The sequence below is a fragment of the Sulfolobus tengchongensis genome (assembly GCF_036967215.1).
GTDB classification, from domain to species: domain Archaea; phylum Thermoproteota; class Thermoprotei_A; order Sulfolobales; family Sulfolobaceae; genus Saccharolobus; species Saccharolobus tengchongensis_A.
Genome location: NZ_CP146016.1, coordinates 1,209,003 through 1,229,342 on the forward strand (window position 1 = coordinate 1,209,003; position 20,340 = coordinate 1,229,342).

General features: G+C 33.5%; 25 protein-coding genes and 1 pseudogene. 13 read left to right on the forward strand and 13 right to left on the reverse strand.

The window, feature by feature from the left end; genetic code table 11:
• Positions 1-129: 129 nt before the first annotated feature.
• Positions 130-813, forward strand: a complete 684-nt coding sequence (gene bluB, locus V6M85_RS05735) for a 5,6-dimethylbenzimidazole synthase (protein ID WP_338604123.1) — start codon at positions 130-132, stop codon at positions 811-813.
• 91 nt (positions 814-904) lie between these two features.
• Here the strand turns inward: bluB and V6M85_RS05740 are convergent, their stop codons facing one another.
• Both V6M85_RS05740 and V6M85_RS05745 read right to left on the reverse strand, forming a co-directional pair.
• Entirely contained in the window at positions 905-1,465 is a 561-nt protein-coding gene (locus V6M85_RS05740) for a hypothetical protein (protein WP_338604126.1), read from the reverse strand.
• Between the two features lie 18 nt (positions 1,466-1,483).
• Entirely contained in the window at positions 1,484-1,765 is a 282-nt protein-coding gene (locus tag V6M85_RS05745) for a hypothetical protein (RefSeq protein WP_338604129.1), read from the reverse strand.
• A gap of 125 nt (positions 1,766-1,890) precedes the next feature.
• On the opposite strand from V6M85_RS05745, the gene V6M85_RS05750 reads away from it, so the two are divergent.
• Entirely contained in the window at positions 1,891-2,940 is a 1,050-nt protein-coding gene (locus tag V6M85_RS05750) for a VIT1/CCC1 transporter family protein (protein WP_422398123.1), read from the forward strand.
• A gap of 35 nt (positions 2,941-2,975) precedes the next feature.
• On the forward strand, positions 2,976-3,971 hold the full coding sequence (locus tag V6M85_RS05755) for a hypothetical protein (protein ID WP_338604135.1): 996 nt from the start codon (positions 2,976-2,978) through the stop codon (positions 3,969-3,971).
• Between the two features lie 2 nt (positions 3,972-3,973).
• Here the strand turns inward: V6M85_RS05755 and V6M85_RS05760 are convergent, their stop codons facing one another.
• Both V6M85_RS05760 and sfsA read right to left on the reverse strand, forming a co-directional pair.
• A complete protein-coding gene (locus V6M85_RS05760; RefSeq protein ID WP_338604138.1) occupies positions 3,974-4,819 on the reverse strand; it encodes a DUF929 domain-containing protein in 846 nt (281 codons plus the stop codon).
• Positions 4,820-4,837: 18 nt separating this feature from the next.
• Complete coding sequence (gene sfsA, locus V6M85_RS05765; protein WP_338604141.1) at positions 4,838-5,506, reverse strand: DNA/RNA nuclease SfsA; 669 nt, start codon at positions 5,504-5,506, stop codon at positions 4,838-4,840.
• Positions 5,507-5,700: 194 nt separating this feature from the next.
• Between sfsA and V6M85_RS05770 the strand changes: the two are divergent.
• Positions 5,701-5,943 (forward strand): annotated as a pseudogene (locus tag V6M85_RS05770) (RNA-guided endonuclease TnpB family protein); the annotation flags it as partial.
• On the opposite strand, the gene V6M85_RS05775 reads toward V6M85_RS05770, so the two are convergent.
• Together V6M85_RS05775 and V6M85_RS05780 are read right to left on the reverse strand one after the other, a co-directional pair.
• Positions 5,927-6,529 carry a hypothetical protein gene (locus tag V6M85_RS05775; RefSeq protein WP_338604144.1) on the reverse strand — a complete coding sequence of 201 codons (603 nt, stop codon included), beginning with the start codon at positions 6,527-6,529 and terminating at the stop codon, positions 5,927-5,929. The pseudogene V6M85_RS05770 and the gene V6M85_RS05775 sit on opposite strands and share 17 nt — an antisense overlap.
• Positions 6,530-7,001: 472 nt before the next feature.
• Entirely contained in the window at positions 7,002-7,397 is a 396-nt protein-coding gene (locus V6M85_RS05780; protein WP_338604147.1) for a MarR family transcriptional regulator, read from the reverse strand.
• Positions 7,398-7,793: 396 nt separating this feature from the next.
• Here V6M85_RS05780 and V6M85_RS05785 point away from each other — a divergent pair, with 396 nt between their 5' ends.
• The gene (locus tag V6M85_RS05785) at positions 7,794-8,108 is read left to right on the forward strand and encodes a ferredoxin family protein (protein WP_338604150.1); all 315 of its coding nucleotides are present in this window, start codon (positions 7,794-7,796) and stop codon (positions 8,106-8,108) included.
• Between the two features lie 36 nt (positions 8,109-8,144).
• Positions 8,145-9,662: a M61 family peptidase gene (locus V6M85_RS05790; protein ID WP_338604152.1), complete on the forward strand. Its 1,518-nt coding sequence runs from the start codon at positions 8,145-8,147 to the stop codon at positions 9,660-9,662.
• Between the two features lie 10 nt (positions 9,663-9,672).
• On the opposite strand, the gene V6M85_RS05795 is transcribed toward V6M85_RS05790, so the two are convergent.
• On the reverse strand, positions 9,673-10,062 hold the full coding sequence (locus tag V6M85_RS05795) for an OsmC family protein (RefSeq protein WP_338604154.1): 390 nt from the start codon (positions 10,060-10,062) through the stop codon (positions 9,673-9,675).
• Positions 10,063-10,202: 140 nt separating this feature from the next.
• Between V6M85_RS05795 and V6M85_RS05800 the strand changes: the two genes are divergently transcribed.
• Positions 10,203-10,499 (forward strand): hypothetical protein, encoded by a 297-nt coding sequence (locus V6M85_RS05800; protein WP_338604156.1) that lies wholly within the window; start codon positions 10,203-10,205, stop codon positions 10,497-10,499.
• A 37-nt stretch (positions 10,500-10,536) separates the two neighbouring features.
• Here V6M85_RS05800 and V6M85_RS05805 read toward each other — a convergent pair whose 3' ends face one another.
• The 4 genes from V6M85_RS05805 to V6M85_RS05820 all read right to left on the reverse strand — a co-directional run bounded on the left by V6M85_RS05805 (position 10,537) and on the right by V6M85_RS05820 (position 14,149).
• Positions 10,537-11,304, reverse strand: coding sequence for a winged helix-turn-helix transcriptional regulator (locus V6M85_RS05805; RefSeq protein ID WP_338604158.1), 768 nt, complete (start codon positions 11,302-11,304; stop codon positions 10,537-10,539).
• 58 nt (positions 11,305-11,362) lie between these two features.
• On the reverse strand, positions 11,363-11,911 hold the full coding sequence (locus V6M85_RS05810; protein WP_338604161.1) for a hypothetical protein: 549 nt from the start codon (positions 11,909-11,911) through the stop codon (positions 11,363-11,365).
• An 82-nt stretch (positions 11,912-11,993) separates the two neighbouring features.
• A complete protein-coding gene (gene agl3 / locus V6M85_RS05815; protein WP_338604164.1) occupies positions 11,994-13,160 on the reverse strand; it encodes a UDP-sulfoquinovose synthase in 1,167 nt (388 codons plus the stop codon).
• Between the two features lie 62 nt (positions 13,161-13,222).
• Positions 13,223-14,149: a lactate/malate dehydrogenase family protein gene (locus tag V6M85_RS05820; protein ID WP_338604167.1), complete on the reverse strand. Its 927-nt coding sequence runs from the start codon at positions 14,147-14,149 to the stop codon at positions 13,223-13,225.
• A gap of 95 nt (positions 14,150-14,244) precedes the next feature.
• On the opposite strand from V6M85_RS05820, the gene V6M85_RS05825 reads away from it, so the two are divergent.
• Genes V6M85_RS05825 through V6M85_RS05845 form a run of 5 tightly spaced genes read left to right on the forward strand, consistent with a single transcriptional unit; the run spans position 14,245 to position 18,374 of the window.
• Positions 14,245-15,552 carry an MmgE/PrpD family protein gene (locus V6M85_RS05825; RefSeq protein ID WP_338604169.1) on the forward strand — a complete coding sequence of 436 codons (1,308 nt, stop codon included), beginning with the start codon at positions 14,245-14,247 and terminating at the stop codon, positions 15,550-15,552.
• On the forward strand, positions 15,527-16,384 hold the full coding sequence (gene prpB / locus V6M85_RS05830) for a methylisocitrate lyase (RefSeq protein WP_338604171.1): 858 nt from the start codon (positions 15,527-15,529) through the stop codon (positions 16,382-16,384). The genes V6M85_RS05825 and prpB overlap by 26 nt, the downstream gene beginning before the upstream one ends.
• Positions 16,385-16,408: 24 nt before the next feature.
• A complete protein-coding gene (locus V6M85_RS05835) occupies positions 16,409-16,837 on the forward strand; it encodes a CBS domain-containing protein (RefSeq protein ID WP_338604173.1) in 429 nt (142 codons plus the stop codon).
• Complete coding sequence (gene gltA, locus V6M85_RS05840) at positions 16,837-17,970, forward strand: citrate synthase (RefSeq protein ID WP_338604175.1); 1,134 nt, start codon at positions 16,837-16,839, stop codon at positions 17,968-17,970. The genes V6M85_RS05835 and gltA overlap by 1 nt, the downstream gene beginning before the upstream one ends.
• Positions 17,971-18,002: 32 nt before the next feature.
• Positions 18,003-18,374, forward strand: a complete 372-nt coding sequence (locus V6M85_RS05845; protein ID WP_338604178.1) for a hypothetical protein — start codon at positions 18,003-18,005, stop codon at positions 18,372-18,374.
• Here the strand turns inward: V6M85_RS05845 and V6M85_RS05850 are convergent.
• Complete coding sequence (locus V6M85_RS05850; RefSeq protein WP_338604180.1) at positions 18,353-18,868, reverse strand: DUF429 domain-containing protein; 516 nt, start codon at positions 18,866-18,868, stop codon at positions 18,353-18,355. The genes V6M85_RS05845 and V6M85_RS05850 overlap by 22 nt on opposite strands.
• 27 nt (positions 18,869-18,895) lie before the next feature.
• Between V6M85_RS05850 and tpiA the strand changes: the two genes are divergently transcribed.
• Complete coding sequence (gene tpiA / locus V6M85_RS05855; RefSeq protein ID WP_338604182.1) at positions 18,896-19,576, forward strand: triose-phosphate isomerase; 681 nt, start codon at positions 18,896-18,898, stop codon at positions 19,574-19,576.
• 299 nt (positions 19,577-19,875) lie between these two features.
• On the opposite strand, the gene V6M85_RS05860 is transcribed toward tpiA, so the two are convergent.
• Positions 19,876-20,199, reverse strand: a complete 324-nt coding sequence (locus V6M85_RS05860; protein WP_338604643.1) for a hypothetical protein — start codon at positions 20,197-20,199, stop codon at positions 19,876-19,878.
• Between the last annotated feature and the right edge of the window lie 141 nt (positions 20,200-20,340).

The following is a 20,340-nucleotide window of genomic DNA, read 5'->3' on the forward strand; positions in this document are numbered from 1 at the left end:
GCGTAATCTGAATATCTATCTCTTTATCTAGTATAATCTTATACTTTATAGTGTATGTTCGTCTCTTTAGTGTATTACCACAATTGAATAAAGAAGAGAATAAATACATGTGGACAGTCTATCCAGAATATGAATGTTTATGAGGCAATAAGAAAGAGAAGGGATATAAGATCTTATTATAGGCCGGATCCGATTCCAGATGATATCTTAGCTAAGCTTTTAGCAGCAGCTCATTTAGCCCCTTCAGTTGGTTATTCTCAACCTTGGGATTTCATTATAATTAAAGATTTAGAAACCAGAAGGAAAATAAAGGAGTTGGTAGAAGAAGAGAGAAATAGATTCACGAATTCCTTAGATCGAGAAAGAAAATCGTTATTTTCTAACATAAAGGTCGAAGCGATACTAGATACTCCGATAAATATAGCAGTAACATACGATCCAAATAGATTTGGACCTAACATTTTAGGTAGATCAACAATGCCAGAAACTTCATTATATAGTGCTATACTTGCTGTGGGAAATCTATGGTTAGCAGCTACTGCAGAGGGTATTGGTGTTGGTTTTGTCTCATTCTTTAGTAAGGAAAAGGTTAAGGAAATATTGAAGATACCTAAAGAAATTGAGTTGGTAGCATATTTAACATTAGGTTATGTAAAGGAGTTCCCCAAGATACCGGAATTAGAGGAGAAAGGATGGAATAAAAGGTTGAAACTATCCTCATTGGTTTTTGAAAATAGTTATGGCAAAAGTCCTTCTGAAGACTTCAAAAAACTACTGGATAAGGTTCTGGAGCAATTGCTTAACATGACTTAATTTTTAAGTTAATATGTAAAGTTATGCTAAATTTTTATTGTGGAGAAATAAAGATACTGAAATTAACACTAATTCCAAAAATTTCCATAAATTATTTAGTATTCTCGAATTTTGCCTTAACTCTTAGTGTATTGCCTACTTTTACTATATCATAATTAATTTGTAGATTATTACAAATTCTAGTAACCGTTATTTGATTTTCCGATATGAATCTGATGTTTGGCTTACTACATAAGTTTACATCAAAATACTGTGAAAGCACTTTATCAACTTCATTAATATCTCTTGCATTGAATTCTAGCTCAATCGAATTTCCTATTATTTTCGCAAAGGTCCCGTGTTGACTCGACATATACGCGGTTATCACACATATAATACTACCTATTACATTAAGTGAAATTACTAGATAATGAAAAATATTGTCAAGTATATTAATCCTTACTATATAGAAAACATATGTTGTTATTATAGAAAGAAAAACTGAATATACAATAGCTGAAATAACCGAAAGTCTATAGTTTGCTTTGAAATAATAACTTAATAGCAAACCGGTAAAAAATGGTCCTATTATTGGAACCCACCATAATAAAAAAGGAAGCAAAAATACCGTCTTGCTTAATGTGAAAATTTTCAATGCGTTCTTAATTTTCACATGCTACTTTATTAATTTTTATTTAAGTTCAATCACGTTTCCATCCGTATCCTCAAAGTATAATATACCATCTTCTCCAATTATCACGTATCCGACTCTTCCTCTACACTTATAGGGAAATGCAAGTATACCTTTGGTTTTTAATCCAGAGATTGCATATACTGGTAGTAGAGAATCATCTATATTCAATGCGAGGCAATCAGGTATTAATTTGAACAATTCATTTAATAAGTCATTTAATAAATTTTCATACTCATCTCCCAAGCTTCTCAGTTTCCTAGCTTTCTCAAGCAGATCCATAATATGGAAATATCTTTATACATCTAAAAGTTTCTCCTTATACTTATAGTGACTTCTAATTAGGAATTACTATAAGTTAATCTTAAATTCTAGGATGCATAATAATATCGTATACGGTGAATGTTATGGACAAGACTATACTAGAGAATTATAAGGAGGAACTTTTTGATCATGAGGTCTATAGTAGATTAGCTCAGATCGAAAAGGATGAGAAGTTAAGGAAAACGCTAATTAAATTAGCAGAAATGGAAGGTAAACATGCGGAATTTTGGAAGACAGTAGCGGAGAAAAGAGGCCTGAGAACAAAGAGAAAACTACCGATTTTGGATAAAATCCGACTGTATTTTTATTTGACATTAAGAAGAGTATTAGGGCTAGATATGACAATAAAAGTACTTGAAAGCGGGGAAGAAGACGATGTGGAGAAATACCGGAAATTATCAGAAAAAGAGGATTTTACAGAAGAGGAGAGAAAGGAGTTAAAAAACATAATGGTTGATGAGATGGTACATGAAAAGGTCCTAGGTAACGTTGAAGCTAAAAGTATAGGGGATTTCGTCTATGGGATAAGCGACGGCTTGGTTGAGGTTTTAGCTGCAGTATCTGGTTTATCTGGAGCGATATCCTCACCGCTCTTCGTTGCATTAGGAGGACTAATAGTGGGTGCATCTGGAACTCTTTCAATGGCAATAGGCGCATATCTTTCCACAAAATCTGAAAAGGATGTAAAGGTTCAAGAAAGAAGAAAGTTAGAGTTGGAAAAAAGTATTGATCAAAACGCGGTTCAATTAAGATTAGTTAACTTCTTTACAGAACTTGGAGTTAACGTAAACTTAGCTAAAAGAGTATCAACAAGTTTAGTTAATGTCGCTGAAGATATTCTATACCCAGAGGTAAGGGAAAATCCAATTAGAAGCGCTCTAATTACCGGATTATCGTATATAACTGGTGCTATAATTCCTATAATACCGTATTTAATTGGTTTATCTGGAGTCGTTGGTTTAATATCGTCGTATATCGTGGCAGGAATTTCTACGCTAATAGTTGGCTCCATTATAGGGATATTAAGTGGGATAAGTCCAATTAAAAAAGGTGCTCAAATGACAACTTTAGCTCTATTGGCGGCTTTAGCTACTCATGGATTAGGTTATTTGGCATCAACCTTTATCAAATGAGTGGTTTTAAATTTTATCTAATTATATTCTAACTAATGCCCAGTTTATTTGGAAGGAAGGTCAAGGTCATACATCACATAGATCATTTGCATCCGATAATGAAATTAACAATAAAAACCATATTAGACTCATACTTGCCGGACATAGTAAAAGGTTATGGTTTTAAATATGCCGATCCTAGATGGGGAGAACCTATCTTCATTCCATATGGATACTTAGATGGCGAATATAAGGACACCTTACAAGCGTTTAAAAAAGTAATGGAAGAAATTAATGATAGGAAAGATGACGGCTTGAATAAATTTAAAGAATGGTACCCTGATGTTAAATTCTTTGATATTTACAGATTTGTCCAATACTCGGTTCCAGGAACCGAAGAGGGTTACACACCTGGTATTGCAGTTGATCCTCTGATGAATTATAATTACTTCAAGGATGGTATGGAAGAGGTAAAAAATGAAATAATGGGTGATGTAGTAGTAGCAACTCCATCGTTATCTTCCTTTACTGAGTTTAAGTTTTATGATCCTATAATAAATAGGAGGAATGAAATAATAGATGCTTATATCTGGCTAAATAGGACTTTTCATGAAAATTACGATAAAGATAAAATGTACGATGAGACTTTAGGTAGATATTATATGAATTTTATATTTAATTTCTTGGAGGAATTTGGTAAAGGTAGACGATTAAGCGAAATAACTGAAGGAGAAGTTTTACTTATTCCAATGTTTGTATGGGGTAAAAATAAGACATTCGACAATATTAGTAATAATATAGTAGATACGTGGAAAAACTCAAAATTGTTTAAGGACTCAATGTTCCATGAAATTGATGCACTGCCAGTTATTCTTAATAAGCAGTATCTGAATTCTATAATAGAAAAATATTCTAACAAATTTAATAAAGTGATTCTAATAAGCGACAAAAAGCTGCCTCAAATTAACAAGTGTACAGAATGTCCTTCTTCTTTAGGTAATCTAAAAATATTAAAAGAAGGTAATTTCTCTAAGATCTTTTTAGCAAAATGACCCTATGACGATGCCTTAACTATTGTATTTAATAATATGTTAGTTGCGTTAGTTATATTCTCATATGCAGAGGCATATTGGCCAGAAAGAGCGGGATTGTTCTTTAGAATCGCATTATATAATACTGTTGAATTTAGGCCAGCCAAGGTTTGAGGAGATATAGAATTTGGATATCCTAGATCTACCCAGGTTCCACCTGGTCCACTTATTATAATTATGGTTATTATGTGAGGATACTTCCCATAATATGCCGGTGATGTACCAATCTGCGTATAGGTTTGATTCACTTCATAGTATACTACTAGGTTATAAACCCAGTTGGGTACCATGCTTTTTAATTCCTGCAATCCGAAGGTAACATCATCAGTGTTTATAGGCGTTCCATTAGTTGTTTCATTTAAATATTGACCATATATGTAAATTGGATGGAAGTATACATGTGAAGTTGGATACGGTGTGTAATTAAGGAATAATAGGCCGGGTATTGCGCTACCGAGATCACTTTCATATATTGAATAATGTGGAACTACACTAACATTTCCAAAATGTCTGAGAGCCAAATACAGAGGCCATGAAGCAGTGGCTCCATTTGGACATCCGTACCAACTTATAAAGTATATCTCTACTGAGTTATTACCTACGTAGTTCGTATTGCTAACTTTATACACATTAAATAGTGGAGTATTGGCGTTAGCCGTAATTGTACCCGTTGATGGGTTATGATTAATATAGGGAAATACTACCAATAGTACAATGACTACAATTAGAACCGCGAATGGAATATAAATTAATTTGTTCTCATTTTGTGTTGATTTTTTCTTATTTTTGTTTTGCTTACTCTTAGCCATTGTATATACAGAGGAAGATTAGATTAAATTTGTTTTGCAAAGTGGAATATCTTCAACGTATTCAATCTTATTTTCAACTAATCTAAAGGTCTTTATACTGACTTTCATTCCCTCCTTTAATGCGCTCCAAAATTCCATTGAGAACTTTGGGTCTGTTTCCTCATTGGGTAGAAAACACTTTGCGTCATCACGCATAACTAAAACCATAAGTAATGCGTTATATCCCTCCTTCTTTTTAATTAGTTCTCTTAATTCTTGTATATGTCTTCTTCCTCGTTTTGTTGGTGCATCAGGAAAGTACGCTATCTTATCTTTGACTAAAGTACATCCTTTTACTTCCACAAAGGTATTATCATATTTAAAGTCAATTCTACTGGATCCCACTCTCACCTCCTTCTCATAACTACTAGGTAAAAATTTAGATGCAATTTGGTTATGCAGTCTACTATCCACTACTACATATCTTGAATTAGCATACGCTGCTGTTATTGAAAATCTAGTCTTAATGCCTTTTGTTTCCCTTATTAATACTTTATTTCCAGGATATATGAGCTCCCTTAATCTACCAGGATCATGAAGATGCGCATATGTTACTTCTCCGTTAAAGATTATCTTTACTAAGAATCTATTTACTCTTTCTATAACATAAGCTTCATTTAGCTTTTCGGCAAACTCATATACTATCATACTCAATTTTTTATTAACTAGTTTCTACTAATAAAATGATGATGAGTTTGCCGAGTGTTGAATCTATGAAATGAATTCAATAACTGATAAAATTTAGGACAAGCCTCGCCTTTTTTAAGGTGGGGGTAATGCTTTTATTTTTCAGAATAAATTTTTATAAACGCATATATGTGTCCTCCCAGATAGGGAGGAAATTACTACATATCCCCGAGTCCCAAAGAGGTGGGAGTGGAGGGTTTCTCTCACTGAGGGATAGGGGTAATGGGTTGAAGACCCAACCCGTGGTCTACCACTGGATGAATGGAGCTGGGTGGGTAGTTTTACTACCCACTGGCTATGAAGTGATGAGGATGAAGGTGGTAAACCACAAACCTATGATCCGTCCTAATGAAACCCTAATCCTTCAAGACGGGGAGGAGGTCAGTATGAAGGATTAAGGCATATCCTAATGTTTGATTCTTCTTCCAATTCCTGACAATCAAGTCTATACGAATTTATGAATAAATTCTCTATTTTCTTTAGCTGTGGATCTATATAAGCTACTTTATATGCAGTCACCATATACCATATATTATTCTTATTCTGTATTATTATTAATCTAGGTGCTATTTCAAACATCATTCTTCTTATATGGTCTGTGTTTGAACCAGTCCCACTGACCCTAAACTCTTTAACTACTACGTCTCCTTGATTTCCCTCTATTTCGTAACCATCAACATAGATAGTTAAAAGCGCTCCTAACCTTAAAATAGTAGAGAATTCCTTAGGCTCTAATTCCATTTTATACTTAGTAATATATCTTAACCATCTTTCCCTTTTTCTGCCTCTACTTTTCATTTTTATTAAACCTTGTAAACTCATCGAACTCAATATATCGTTAATAGTAAAATTAATGAAGTCTGCATCTCTGTAAATCTCTAAACCCTTACATTTAGTGTCGGTAATTGTTCCATTGCATAGATATGAGTATTCTTGTAGTGGTGGTATGAATAAATCTTCAATATTGATAATCTTTAACTTCACATAACTCCTTTATGTCTTTTATTAGATTTAAGTATTTAACTTAGATAGTAGAAGGGTTAGATACTTTACTACAAGAAAGTGAAAATTCTCTCCTTAATCAAATTCACAAAGAGAATCAATTTAAGTATTAAAGACATAAGTAAATGACCTAGTTTCTCTACAGTGGTTTCAAGATCACTTCCTTAAAAACTAAGTCTTTTACTGCTTTATAATATATCTTTAGATTAAAAACCTTCTTCTCTCCTTAATTAGCTATTCATTTTGTTAGAGATTGTATTTAAAAAGGTAAGTTATAACGGGTTAAATAATCGCATGAAATAAAGTTATAATAAATAATTTTCAACATTTGCAAGGCTCCATAAATCAACGTTTTCCATTTGAATTCAATAATTGGAAAACTATAAGGTATTAAGGTAATAAGAAGAAGCATACCTAATAGCTTAATTTTAGATCAATCTTGAGGCGAAAGAATCTACTGGCTAAACATATCGAATGTAATTAAATCTCCTATTAATAGCATGTCTAAAAGAGACAGCATAAATAACAACGGCAATATATCAATGTATTCTTCTGGAATTTGTGTTGGATCAATCTGTCCATTTCTAATCATATTTTGTAATTGCTCAGCCTTTTGTTGCAACGATTCGTAAGATTTTTTAGCCTCCTCAAACCCTGACGCTGTAAGATCATAGACTACTTTCTTAAATATTAGACCTTTATTCCTTTTAATTACTAACCCATCTTTTTCTAAATACCTTAAGGTAGCCTCAATCTCGTATCTGTCCTCTCTCAAAGCTTCCACAATCTCATCTAAAGTAGATTCTCTATTTCGATATAGATATACTAGGATTTTTTCTCTAAGATTCATAACTATCTTCTTGCTTTTCTTAAAATTTAAATGTTATCGTTATCGAAACTTCAAAATGACATCGTATTTTTCATTAAGTAGATTAATAGTTCAAAAGGATTCTTAGGCATAAATCATCAAGAATCTAGAAAATTCTTCAGTTCTTCTAATAATCATATACGAGATCTTAAAAAATTGAGAAATTAGATTAGAAATTTTCCCAATTTATATAGAAAAGCGTCTTACATGTAGATTAATGTTATTGTGAGATTGTTGGAGTTTCCATAAATAAATAAATTAATACTAATTTACTTATAGAAAATAAAGTATAAATACAGAAATATGTTGAAATTTTCCCGAACTTGTTAGGGATCAGTTTAAATTAGTAGTAAAGCACAAATGAATAGTGGTGAGAAAATGGGTATAGATCCAAACTATAGGACAAGTAGACCAGTTGTTGGGGATCATTCTGGACATAAGATATATGGACCAGTAGAGCCACCAGGGAAATTAGGTATACACGGTACGATAGTAGGAGTTGACTTCGATCTATGTATCGCTGATGGTTCATGTATAAATGCATGTCCAGTTAATGTCTTTCAATGGTTTGATACTCCAGGGCATCCGGCTTCAGAGAAGAAAGCTGACCCAGTAAATGAGCAAGCATGTATATTTTGTATGGCATGTGTTAATGTATGTCCAGTAGCTTGTATAGATGTTAAACCACCATAAATCTTTTTTTGTCTTGATGTCTTAAGAGTTTGTATTATGAAATTTTATGTAAATCCAAAAAATAGGTATTTGGAAGTCTTTGCGGAAGGAATTGAGGGAATAATTACTTTTCCTACGTGGGTTCCCGGCTCTTACATAATTAGGGAGCTTGAAAGAAATATTATAGAAATAGAAGGGATCAGGGTAGGAAAGAATAGATTTTACGTTAAGGATAAATTCCGTTATTTAGTTCAAGCTATGAGTAGAGATCCAAGAGAAGCTATTGCTACTAACGATTATCTTTTCATTAATCCACCTGCGGTATTCCCATTTCACGAAATAGAAGAGGAGTATTGTGTTAGAATTAACACGAATTGGATAGTTCATACCACATTAAAAAGAGTTGGAGATTGGTTTTGTTCGGAAAATTATAATGAGTTTGCAGATTCTCCTATTCAAGCCTCACCTAAGTTAAAGCTTATTGAAATCGACAGCTACCATAAGATTTCCACCATTGATGACCTAGATGAATCATTTGTAAACTCTTTAGGCAAATGTCTCAAAGAAATTAATAGAAATATTTTCATGAACTCTACCTCAGAAGAATATATATTTTTCTTCAAGAGGTCGGACTCTAATTTTGGAGGCATAGAACATGAGAAGTCATCTTCTATTGTAACGTCATGGGACTATAAGGATCTTATTTCGTTATTTGTTCATGAATATTTTCATAGATATAATGGGAAGAAAATTAAGCCTAAAGATTTAAAGATAAATTATGAAAGTGAAACATATACAGAATTGCTTTGGGTAGTAGAAGGACTTACTGATTATATAAGTTTAGTAGTCCCGTTAAGAACTAAAGTTACAACTGTAGAGAACACTTTAAATTACATAGCTAATGTCCTTGCTTGGCTTACATTCCCTGGAATAAGAAGAATGAGTCTAGCGGAGTCTTCCTATACAACATGGATAAAATATTATAGAAGGGATAACAATTTTGCTAATGTTAGTGTATCTTATTATCAACTCGGTATGGTTATTGGTCTTATTATGGATCTAGAAATGATTGAAAATGGTAATTCAATTTATGATTTATTTAAGGAGTTATATAAGATAAAAGAGTACACTTATGATAATGTGAGGCAAGTAGCTGAGAAGCTTGGAGTTAAAAATCTAGATGAGTTAGTATTTTCAAGAAACCCACCCATATTTGACAGGCTGTCAAAGTACTTTGAGATAACCTTTATAGACAAAGATACTCCCTATTATGGTATGATAATGGATGGGAAGAAAGTAACCTTTGTTGAAGACAATTCGCCTGCTGATCTAGCTGGTATAATACAAGGTGATGAAATTATTGGAGTTAATGGATTAGCCTTTAGTAATAAAAGGTTAGAATATAAAGAAAATTTGAGATTAACTATAGATCGTGAGGGAAGGCTTATTGAGATAGTATTACATCCTGCCAAAAATCCCGGTCACAACTTAGTCATAAAGGGTAAAGGGGATCTGTTTAAGCAATGGTCTGATTTCGAGTATGGAGAGGGTAAATCAGATATAAAAATCATCTAAAAGTTTAATTTCAATACAAGGTCTTTCCTTCAATTTCTATTTTATCTCTAAAACTTAGATATATTGGGCACTCTCTTTTCACCTTTTCAATTAATTCCTTTAATTCGTCTTCACTACATCCCTTACTATGTACCTCGATGATTATTTTCTTAAATATGTAATTTCCAAACATAATTGCTTTTTCATCCAGTACATATCTAGCTATTATTTTACAAGAAGCTAGTGGTATTCCTTCCTTCTTGGCTATGTTATCTGTCATATTTGCTATACAGTGCGGTATTGATACAAGAAACGCCATTAGTGGACTTTCTTGATAAAGATTTTTGGCTCTAGAAATTTTTCCACCTAACTCTATCATAGGATTTTCCAAATCTCCACTCAAAGTAAAAGATATTTCCATAATTATCGCTAATTACGAGAATTTTAAAAAGTTTTTCTCAAGTCATTCATGATTCAAATTTTGATACTAATTATTTAGTAAAATTCTAATCATCATATTGGCAATAGTCTTTTTAAATCTTTCTTATGGAGCCTCATATTATGGAACCATTTTACTTCAAATCATATGACAAGACAATAGGTATAGCTCACGACGTTAATGAACTTGAGAAGGAAATTGAAAGATTAAGTAAAGTGGACCCTGCTTGTGTGGAATGGCATCTTAAGGAGGGACACATAGTAAGTTGGTTAAATTACATTGGCGAAAAGGGCTTAGCCGAAATGCTAAAAGGTGTTACCAATGTAACAGAAGCGTTAACTAGAATTAAGGAATTCAAAGCATTAAGGAACAGGAACGCTAGAACAAAGCGTGAAAGGAGATTCAATTATTATAGATAGACAAGCTAAAATACTTTATTTTTTAAAATTCTCTTCATTATATGAATTCATATTTTGTAGTTATCATTATTTCCGCATCCTTGTCATATTCTCTCTTGAACTTTAATGAAAGATCTTTTGCCTCATCTATGCTATCTACTACATTGACAAATATCCCAGCTTTTTCATCTTCTATCTCAGTGAAAGTATATTTTGAAAAGAATTTTCTAGCATCTTCAACCTTAGATGTAAATATTGCGAAAATTGAAATTTCAGCTTTATTTAAGTCTATTATTGGAATTAATCTGATGAACCTCTTACTGTACAAATAGCGTAAATGTCTCCTAATTGTCTTCGAAGAAACACCTAACTCTTCTGCAAGTTCTATTGGTTTTATGAGAGGTTTTTCTTTAAGTATACTTATTATTTTCATATCAAATTTTGAGGGACTATAAGGCATCTGGCTAGGAATATATAACATCTTGGGTTCTCCTAGTTTCTCGCTCATTTTATTCACTTTTTCCTCAATTTCAATTCTGTTTTTAGCGTCAATTTCATAAATATTTACATCTTCTAAACATTCTATTTTAGCTATGTAGTCTCCATCCCACTCATTCAAATTACTGAATGCGACATAAGCATGGTATCTACCTAAGAAATTTGGATTTACATAGAGGGTGAATCTTTTAATCACATCTCCAAATAATTTTTCCATTCTATAGCTCACTGCAGGTGGAGAAATTCCCAACATCATCGCTATTCTCCTTTGTGGAGTTCTTGCATCCTTTAAGAGTATTTTTAATATTCCCTTATCCACGGAGTCCATAATAACCTATCTCATTTATGTTTTATATCCTTTTCTTACAATACTGTTTTAAAAGTTTTCACAAAATTTCTTCTTTTTCACTTATCTTTTTGATACCCTCGAATAAGGAATTTATGTTTTTCTCATTAAAAGGTACTTTTATCACCATATATTCTCCAGTGTAAACTCCATACATGAAGAGTATCACATCTCTCTCATATAAATACGTATAAATTAACGCTTGCATCAAGTCGATCTTTTTAAAAGTAGGCTTACTTTTTATTTCTATTACAAAATCATTTGAACAAATATCCGCTTGTCCAATTAATCTGATAGTGCCTATCTTCTCAACCCTTTTATCACAATAACGCAATTCCTTATCTCCAACTATTTCGGAAATCAGCTCGACTGCTTTAGTTAAATTAGAATAAAATGGTAAGTATTTTTCCTCAATCTTATTGACCCCATCTATTAGATATTTCTGTAGGTATTCATGAAGAACTTGACCTAGTTTTCCATTGCTAGGCATTCTTAACTCTAAGAAGAAATGTTGAGTAAGTATTTCGTATTCAACATCATTGTATCTCACAAAGTAGCCTAATTTCTTTTTAAGACTACCTTCCAACATGCTACTTACACTCTTATGGTTTAAATAACTTTATGTAAAAAACTCGATCAAAAGAATGTAAAATTTAAGTTATAATAATACTTTAACTTCTTCCTTTTCTCCAATCAGTCTTAGGCAAGATTACATGCTTAAAATTCTCTAACCTACTCTTATATGGAATCAGATCTTGTATTATATTTCTGATTTCCTCTTTCATTCTCTTTTTAGGTCTAAATCCCAGCGATGGCAATATCTTAGTTTCAACGTTATAGTAATGCTCTTCCTTTTCCACTCTGGGGTTATTAACATGCTGTATATCTATTTTTAAACCTAGGGATTCCCCTACTTCTTTAACCATGCTAGCAATTTGGGCTACGCTATATACTTCATGAATTTGATTAACTACTCTGTACTCTCCTTGATTAGGCGGATGCTCTAACAAGAGGGTTAATGCTTGCATACTATCTTCTAATGAGATAAAACCTCTTGTCTGTCCTCCTTTTCCATATGGTGTTAACGGAAGACCTAATACGGCCTCAACGCAATATCTATTTACTACCGTACCCCATACTTCATCAAAGTCAAATCTAGTTCTTAACTTCTCATCTATTATTTCTTCAGATCTAGTACCGTATACCGGCCCTTGCATTATATCGGTAATAGTTAAATTCCATACTTTATTAGCCCACAGAAGATTGTAACTATCGTAAACCTTGCTCCAATGGTACCAACTGCTAGCCCATTTGGGAAATGGTATTTTATCACGCTTACCATTTATTTCAACTTCAACGAAAGGAGCTTCAAGTATATCATAATTAGGTGTTCCATATTCTCCCATTGTACCCATTTTTAGTATATGTATGGTAGGATCTACTTTAATTATTGAATAAATAAGGTTTATTGTACTAGTGATGTTATTTATAAATGTATAATTAGCGTGATTTACGTCAATCATTGAATAAGGAGCTGATCTCTGTTCAGCGAAGTGCACTATCGCATCTGGCTTATGCCTTTGTATGATTTCGTGTAATTTATCGAAATCCTTTACATCTGCTCTATAAAAAGTTATATTAACATCGAGCAATTTTCTAGCCGCTGCTATTCTTTCTTCTGGATCTGGTAATGGGAAAGCGGAATCTGACCCTACTTCTCTTACTGCATTTCTAGTATATAGATTATCCACTCCTATGACTTCATGTCCTCTTTTAGCTAATCTTAACGCCAAAGGCCATCCTAAGTAGCCATCAGCACCTAAAATAATTACTCTCATCGAGAATGAAAAAGAATCAATAAATAAAAAAACTTATGGTAATTGCAACATTATCTCATAGCTTATTGTTTAATCGTTTGTAGTAAGTGATCTAGATTCTCCTTATAAACCTTGTAGAAGTCTTCAACAGCTTTATTTAACCTCTCCTTATCAGCTTGTGGCAATACCGGCTCTAGAGATGGTCCTATCTCTGCACCTACTACAGTTGGGACACTAATATGTACTATCTCGCCTTGATAAGTTCTAGGCGTAGCAATGCTCATTACTCTCCCTTCATTTAGAGCTATTGCTCTCACAATATCCTTTATTATTGTAGCAGGACCCCAAGTTGTTCCTCCCATTACCCTTATTATTTCTCCTGGTATTGATTTAACGTAATTTTCAACTTCTTCCTTACTTAATCCTTTAGCTACTTCATCAAATGGCTTTCCATTCACTTTTACTGTACTCCATAATACTACTGCATCCTCTCCGTGTTCTCCTGCAACGTAGCCACTTACCTTATTTACTGGGACTTTAAGCTTCTTAGCTATAAATGATCTTAGCCTCATTGTCTCCACCTGGTCTCCAGTACTGATAGTAAATTGCTTGGAAAACCTCATAAACACGGAAGCCATCATATCTACTGGATTTGCAACCATAATGTATATTGCACCTGGATTTCTAGGAGGAAGTTTTTGAGCTAAATCTATCTGTATTTTAGCATTATCCACAAACAAATCTCTTCTACTCATTCCCGGTTTTCTTGGTTTCCCAGCCATGATGAGAATTACATCAGCGTTATTTACATCATCTAATGAATTAGTGCCAATTACTTCGGTATCTAACCCCCTGGTTGCTATTGCGTGCCTTAATTCGTGTTCAAATTTCTCTGGTAATTCTGGTATAATATCGTATAATATTGCTTCTTTAGCTAAACCATCAAAAATTACTGAATAAGCTATTGTCTGTCCTATTTTTCCCACTCCAATAAAAGCTACTTTTAACATTCTATCACAAGTATAAATGTGCGTTCTAAAGTATATTAAGCTTTTTCAAGGTTAATAACAGTTTAGTTTTTTATTCCTTTCTCCTTCTACTCTTTATGGAAATAGCGGAAAAGATAGCTGAGTTTGTGAACTCTGTTAATTATGAAAGCTTGAGTGAAAGCGTTATTCATGAAGCAAAAAGAAGAGTAATTGATTCAATTGCAGTAGCACGAGGCGCGTTAAATTCTCCACCTCACCTAGTTAACAAGAGTGTGGTAAAGTTTTTCCAAGGTGAAGTACCACTGCTCTTTGGTGGGAGTGCTACGCCCGATTTTGCCGCATTTTATAATACATTTTTAATAAGATATCTAGATTTTAATGACACTTACTTGTCAAAAGAACCATTACACCCAAGTGATATGATAGGTGCTTTCTTATCTCTGGGGTCGCTGTTTGATCTTAAAGGAAAAGATGTGATAGAAGGTATAGTAGTAGGCTATGAGGTAGGTACAAAATTGTGTGACTCTACTTCACTTAGAAAGAAAGGTTTCGATCATGTAACATTCCTACAAGTAGGTGCTGCAGCTGGCTTAGCTAAAATGCTAAGTTTTGACGAAAAAACTACAATAAACGCTATCTCATTGACTTTAGTACCAAATATCGCTCTGAGAGAAACTAGATCAGGAGAATTATCGATGTGGAAAGCTGGTGCTGCAGCAGACGCTTCTAGAAAAGCCGTTTTCGCATCGCTTTTATCTAAATTTGGTTTGACTGGTCCTTCAAAGCCTTTCTCAGGTAAATTAGGATTTATAAATGTTATAGCGAAAGATTTTGAATACTCAGTATTTGATCACTTAGATACTAATGGAATACTTAAAACTAGTTTAAAGAAATATCCAGTTGAATATCATGCTGAGGCTGTAGTAGAGGCTGGCAGAAGCTTAACCGTAAATGTTAATGATATAGTTAAGGTTGAGGTGGAAACTTATGAGGCTGCTAAAACCATAATTGCTGATGAAGAAAAATGGAATCCCACCAATAAAGAAACTGCAGACCACAGTCTGCCTTACATTCTCGCTTATACGTTAGTCAATAAGGATTTCTGGTTAGATGCCTATACATCAGAGGCCATTTTTAATGAGAAGATAAGGAATCTGATGAAAAAGATTACAGTTAACGAAAATGAAAAATATACTAGCGTTTATCCTAGGGAATTACCCGTTAAGGTAATAGTATATACCAGTAAGGGTAAAGAAGAGATTGAGGTAAGAAGTCCTAGAGGTTACTATAATAATCCCATGACTGATGAAGAAGTAGAAGAAAAATACTTGAAATTAGGAGGTAAAAGGGAAGAGTTAAATATTTTGTGGAAGATGGAAGAATTAAAGGTGAAAGAAATTGTCTCAAGTGTTAAAGGAATCTGACTTTTTAATAATCCCCGGGGTTTTTAATCCCTTTACCGCAATATTAGCTAAAAAGGTAGGATTTAAGGCAGTTTATCTTTCTGGGGCTGCTCTTACCTCATCCTATGGTTTGCCAGATATAGGATTAATAACATTAGATGAAGTAGCCGAAATGATAAGGAGGATAAAGGAAGTCGTAGATATTCCAATCATAGTTGATGCAGATACTGGTTTTGGAGAGGCAATAAATGTTTATAGAACTGTAAGAGTTCTCGAAAAAGCCGGTGCTGATGCAATTCAAATAGAAGATCAAAGAATGCCAAAGAAGTGTGGTCATCTAGAAGGTAAAGAGGTCGTTGAACCTTTAGAGATGGTTCAAAAAATAAAGGCTGCCTTAAAGGCTAGAAGAAACGCGCTAATAATTGCTAGAGTAGATTCTCGTGGCGTAATTAGTTTAGATGACGCAATAGAGAGAGCTAAGATCTACTTAGAGGAGGGCGCAGATATAATATTTCCAGAGGCATTAACAAGTAAGGAAGAATTCGCTAAATTTGCTAAAGAAGTCAAAGCTCCACTGCTAGCTAATATGACTGAGTTTGGAAAAACACCTTATATTAAGGCTCAAGAGTTTAAGGAAATGGGTTACAGATACGTGATATTTCCAGTAACAATATTCAGAGTTGCTGCTAAAGCTATGAGAGAGGCATTAGAGGTATTATTAAAAGAGGGTACGCAAGTTAATTTACTTGATAAAATGATCACTAGACAAGAGCAATATGAGATTATAGATTACTTCTTCTATGAGAGATTAGATAAGGAATTGGGTAGTATAAAGCTCCTTAGAAAGCTTTAAATTTTTACATATGAAATTTAAATTATGGCAATAACTTCTGAAAACCTAATTAAGAGAGCACCGATAACTGTCAAAGCCGGGACTAAGGCTATTGAAGCCGTCAAGATTATGTATCGTAACAACATAGGTTCAGTAGTAATTGTGAATGAAAATGGTTACCCAGTAGGCATATTTACTGAGAGGGATCTAGTTCGTGCCGTAGCCTGTGGTAAAGATCTGAATGATAGTGTAGAGAGCTTAGGAACCTATGGGAAGCTTATAACAGTTAAGCCCAATTCTCCTATCGGAGAAATAGCTGAAAAAATGGTAAAAAATAACATTAGGCATATTTTAGTTGTAGATAATGAGGGTAAGTTAGTAGGAGTTGTCTCTATAAAAGATATCGTAAATGAGAAACATGTTTTAGATTTTCTTATTAAGTCCGAAACTACTTGGGAAGGAGGGACAGATTAATGAGCGTAGTTAGTAAAGGTTTAGAAAATGTAATAATTAAGGTCACTAGTTTAACCTTTATAGACGGTGAGAAAGGTATATTAAGATATAGAGGTTACGATATTAATGATCTTGTACAATATGGGAGTTATGAAGAGACAATATATCTAATGTTATATGGAAAACTGCCCACAAGGAGTGAGTTAAATCAATTAAAGGAGAAGCTTAATGAAGAGTATGATGTACCTCAAGAAGTTTTAGATGCTATATATTTAATGCCAAGAGATGCTGATGCAATAGGTCTTTTGGAAGTTGGAACTTCAGCCTTAGCATCAATCGACAAGAATTTTAAATGGAAGGAGAATGATAAGGAAAAGGCCATAAGTATAATTGCCAAAATGTCAACATTAGTGGCTAATGTATTTAGAAGAAAAGAGGGTAACAAACCTAGAATTCCAGAACCTTCTGATAGTTATGCTAAAAGCTTCCTTTTAGCCAGTTTTACTAGAGAACCCACTGCAGAGGAGATAAACGCCATGGATAAAGCTTTAATTCTTTATACCGATCACGAAGTCCCAGCATCTACTACTGCCGCATTAGTTGCAGCTTCAACTTTATCTGACATGTATTCTTCGCTTACTGCTGCACTAGCCGCATTAAAAGGTCCATTGCATGGTGGTGCAGCCGAAGAGGCTTTTAAACAGTTTTTGGAAATAGGTGATGTAAATAACGTAGAAAAATGGTTTAATGAGAAAATAGTAAGCCAGAAAAATAGGCTCATGGGTTTTGGACATAGGGTTTATAAGACATATGATCCCAGAGCGAAAATATTCAAGAACCTAGCCTCAACGCTAATGAGCAGAAATACTGAAGCTAAGAAGTATTTTGAAATAGCTCAGAGGCTTGAGGACTTAGGAATTAAGCAGTTCTCCAGTAAGGGAATCTATCCCAATACTGATTTCTATTCTGGGATAGTGTTTTACGCTCTTGGATTTCCGGTCTACATGTTCACCGCATTATTTGCATTGTCTAGAACACTAGGTTGGTTAGCACACATAATAGAGTACGTAGAGGAGCAACACAGGTTAATCAGACCAAGAGCTTTATATGTAGGACCAGAACACAGAGAATATGTTACGATTGATAAGAGATAACTCTTTTTATTTTTTCCCAAAAGCATTATAATATGCCTTATATATTAGGTGCAGTAGCTTTTATTATAGCGTTCATAATAACATGGATTATAGTCTCAATACCAACCTGGTTTGCAGCAAAGATAGTCACACCAAGAACCACAACTTTTGCTAGGGCAATGTTAGCCACATTAATTGGAATTATAGTTTATACAATTTTTACTGGATTATTTTCTCTCATATCTCCAATAATCGGTGTTATTATAGGCTTTATAGCTTTCCTAGGAGTCTATAAGGTAATATTCAGTACCGGTTGGTTGCAAGCTCTGGGCATAGCAATATTAGCGATAATAGTAACTTTCATCATACTATTCATCCTTGGGCTATTAGGTATTGTGTTACCTCATTTAGGCCCTTTTAGATAAAATTCATAATAACTTTTCTTTTCTAGCCTATAAGGGAATTTCTCTGACAACAAATAAATTGTCCCATCATCTGCTCTTATTTCCTCAGCATATCCCAATTCATATGCCATTGCAACCATCGCACATACAGCAGCATCTACGTAATCTTTAACTTCATGTAATTCTCTCCAATTCATTTTTATTATTTTCATTGAAGATGTGGGATGTGTTTCTATCACCTTATTTAGTACCTTGCTTAGTTGAATAGCTCTTTCTACTAATTCCTTCATAAACGATGGAGGAAGTACTTTTAATCCTTTTTTTATCATCTCCTTATCCACGTTTCTAAAACCGGTAGAGTGAGAAAGTGGAGAATCTATCGCAACAACTTTGGCATTCTTACAAGTTTCTATTATTTCTTCATTAGTTGATAGCTCTGCGATTTTCACTTCATTTCCAATAAGGGTAGCTACTGCAGTTTTTCTTTTTACGGCTAGGTCGATCCCGCAATACATTTTTACTTCCCTATAATATATTCTAGTGTGAAACCTCCTATTATTATAATAAATTTTAAAGCATATGAAAATTCCTTCGGCAATAGTGCACTAGAGTTAAGTAAAAAGATAGAGAAATTAAGTAAGGAGTATTCAGTTGAAATTATTCTATCAGTTCCTGCTACGATGATATATAGAATTTCAAATGAAGTTGATTTGCCGATTTACGCTCAGCATGTAGATGCGGTACCCCTAGGCGCTCATACTGGTGCTGTATTGCCAGAGATGATAAAGGACGCTGGAGCTAAAGGGACTCTCATAAACCATAGCGAAAAACGTCTGAGAGCCGACGAAATAGACGATATAATAAAAAGATTAAAGGCACTAAATTTAGAGAGCATTCTATGCGTAGATAGATATGAACTAGTTTATCCTTTTAGTTTGCTAAGACCTAATGCAATCTTGATAGAACCTCCAGAATTGATAGGAACTGGGATCTCAGTTTCTAAAGCTAAACCAGAGGTGATAACTAGGGCAGTAGATGAGATAAGAAAAACAAATGGAGTGTATCTAATAGCTGGCGCTGGTATTACGAGTGGCGAAGACGTATATAAGGCTATTAAATTAGGTGCACAAGGAATTGGTGTTGCTAGTGCGGTCATGAAAGCCAAAGAGCCAGAAAAAGTGGTTGAGGATTTCATTATAAATGCATTAAAGGCGATGTCTTAGATTTAGTCTTTAAGATTTTTACTAGATTAATGTAAAGCTCGGGGAAATTACTTCTGCAAATGCTTTTTATATCATTTTCAGTAAAACCGAGTAATGTTAAATAAATATAAAGGTATATCGATGCGGAAATTAGTATGCATTCTTGTATTTCTTTGCATAATCCCTCCACTCGTATTGTGTTGATCAACAACGTTTTCCCATTTAATTTTGTTAATCTCCTTCCGTCAAAATCCGAGTAATATTTAAAATTCAATTCTATTTCCTTATTATAAGCAAGCTTAGTAAATTCTTTTATTCTATTAGAATAATATTTCATATAATTTATATATTGGTGACTCTCTCCCGTACTCATTTCTCACAATCTCCTCTGTTCTTTTAATTCCAACTAAGGAGTATAAGGAAAGTAAAAGAAGAAATGATGAAACGATCTCACTTTCTCCTGCGACTTCATTTGAGATCTCATCGTATTTTAATACGTTGACAATTATCTTGTTATTGTCATAGATTGCTAACTTATCTATTCTTTCCAATACTATTTCCTCTACTTTTTCCTCAATATTATATTTGTTGAGAATTTTGTTTAGAGTCTCTTTAACACAAGATATCTCTTTACAACCTATCATTCTTACTGACCGTATAACAATATTTTCTGTTTCCGGCATATTTATAACTTTTCTAGAATTTAAGATTCAATCGTATCAGATAATCTTTAAAATTTCAATAATTTAATTACTAACTAAAATTATACCAAATGATTTTAGGGA

Coding starts and splice junctions, on each gene's coding strand:
- V6M85_RS05850 (WP_338604180.1), bottom strand. CDS start 18,868: ATGTATTGCGGGATCGACCTAGCCGTAAAAAGAAAAACTGCAGTAGCT.
- V6M85_RS05745 (WP_338604129.1), bottom strand. CDS start 1,765: ATGGATCTGCTTGAGAAAGCTAGGAAACTGAGAAGCTTGGGAGATGAG.
- V6M85_RS05790 (WP_338604152.1), top strand. CDS start 8,145: ATGAAATTTTATGTAAATCCAAAAAATAGGTATTTGGAAGTCTTTGCG.
- V6M85_RS05825 (WP_338604169.1), top strand. CDS start 14,245: ATGGAAATAGCGGAAAAGATAGCTGAGTTTGTGAACTCTGTTAATTAT.
- V6M85_RS05835 (WP_338604173.1), top strand. CDS start 16,409: ATGGCAATAACTTCTGAAAACCTAATTAAGAGAGCACCGATAACTGTC.
- V6M85_RS05780 (WP_338604147.1), bottom strand. CDS start 7,397: ATGAATCTTAGAGAAAAAATCCTAGTATATCTATATCGAAATAGAGAA.
- V6M85_RS05785 (WP_338604150.1), top strand. CDS start 7,794: ATGGGTATAGATCCAAACTATAGGACAAGTAGACCAGTTGTTGGGGAT.
- V6M85_RS05755 (WP_338604135.1), top strand. CDS start 2,976: ATGCCCAGTTTATTTGGAAGGAAGGTCAAGGTCATACATCACATAGAT.
- agl3 (WP_338604164.1), bottom strand. CDS start 13,160: ATGAGAGTAATTATTTTAGGTGCTGATGGCTACTTAGGATGGCCTTTG.
- V6M85_RS05750 (WP_422398123.1), top strand. CDS start 1,891: ATGGACAAGACTATACTAGAGAATTATAAGGAGGAACTTTTTGATCAT.
- V6M85_RS05860 (WP_338604643.1), bottom strand. CDS start 20,199: ATGATAGGTTGTAAAGAGATATCTTGTGTTAAAGAGACTCTAAACAAA.
- bluB (WP_338604123.1), top strand. CDS start 130: ATGAATGTTTATGAGGCAATAAGAAAGAGAAGGGATATAAGATCTTAT.
- sfsA (WP_338604141.1), bottom strand. CDS start 5,506: ATGATAGTATATGAGTTTGCCGAAAAGCTAAATGAAGCTTATGTTATA.
- V6M85_RS05805 (WP_338604158.1), bottom strand. CDS start 11,304: ATGGACTCCGTGGATAAGGGAATATTAAAAATACTCTTAAAGGATGCA.
- gltA (WP_338604175.1), top strand. CDS start 16,837: ATGAGCGTAGTTAGTAAAGGTTTAGAAAATGTAATAATTAAGGTCACT.
- V6M85_RS05795 (WP_338604154.1), bottom strand. CDS start 10,062: ATGGAAATATCTTTTACTTTGAGTGGAGATTTGGAAAATCCTATGATA.
- V6M85_RS05760 (WP_338604138.1), bottom strand. CDS start 4,819: ATGGCTAAGAGTAAGCAAAACAAAAATAAGAAAAAATCAACACAAAAT.
- V6M85_RS05845 (WP_338604178.1), top strand. CDS start 18,003: ATGCCTTATATATTAGGTGCAGTAGCTTTTATTATAGCGTTCATAATA.
- V6M85_RS05800 (WP_338604156.1), top strand. CDS start 10,203: ATGGAACCATTTTACTTCAAATCATATGACAAGACAATAGGTATAGCT.
- V6M85_RS05820 (WP_338604167.1), bottom strand. CDS start 14,149: ATGTTAAAAGTAGCTTTTATTGGAGTGGGAAAAATAGGACAGACAATA.
- V6M85_RS05810 (WP_338604161.1), bottom strand. CDS start 11,911: ATGTTGGAAGGTAGTCTTAAAAAGAAATTAGGCTACTTTGTGAGATAC.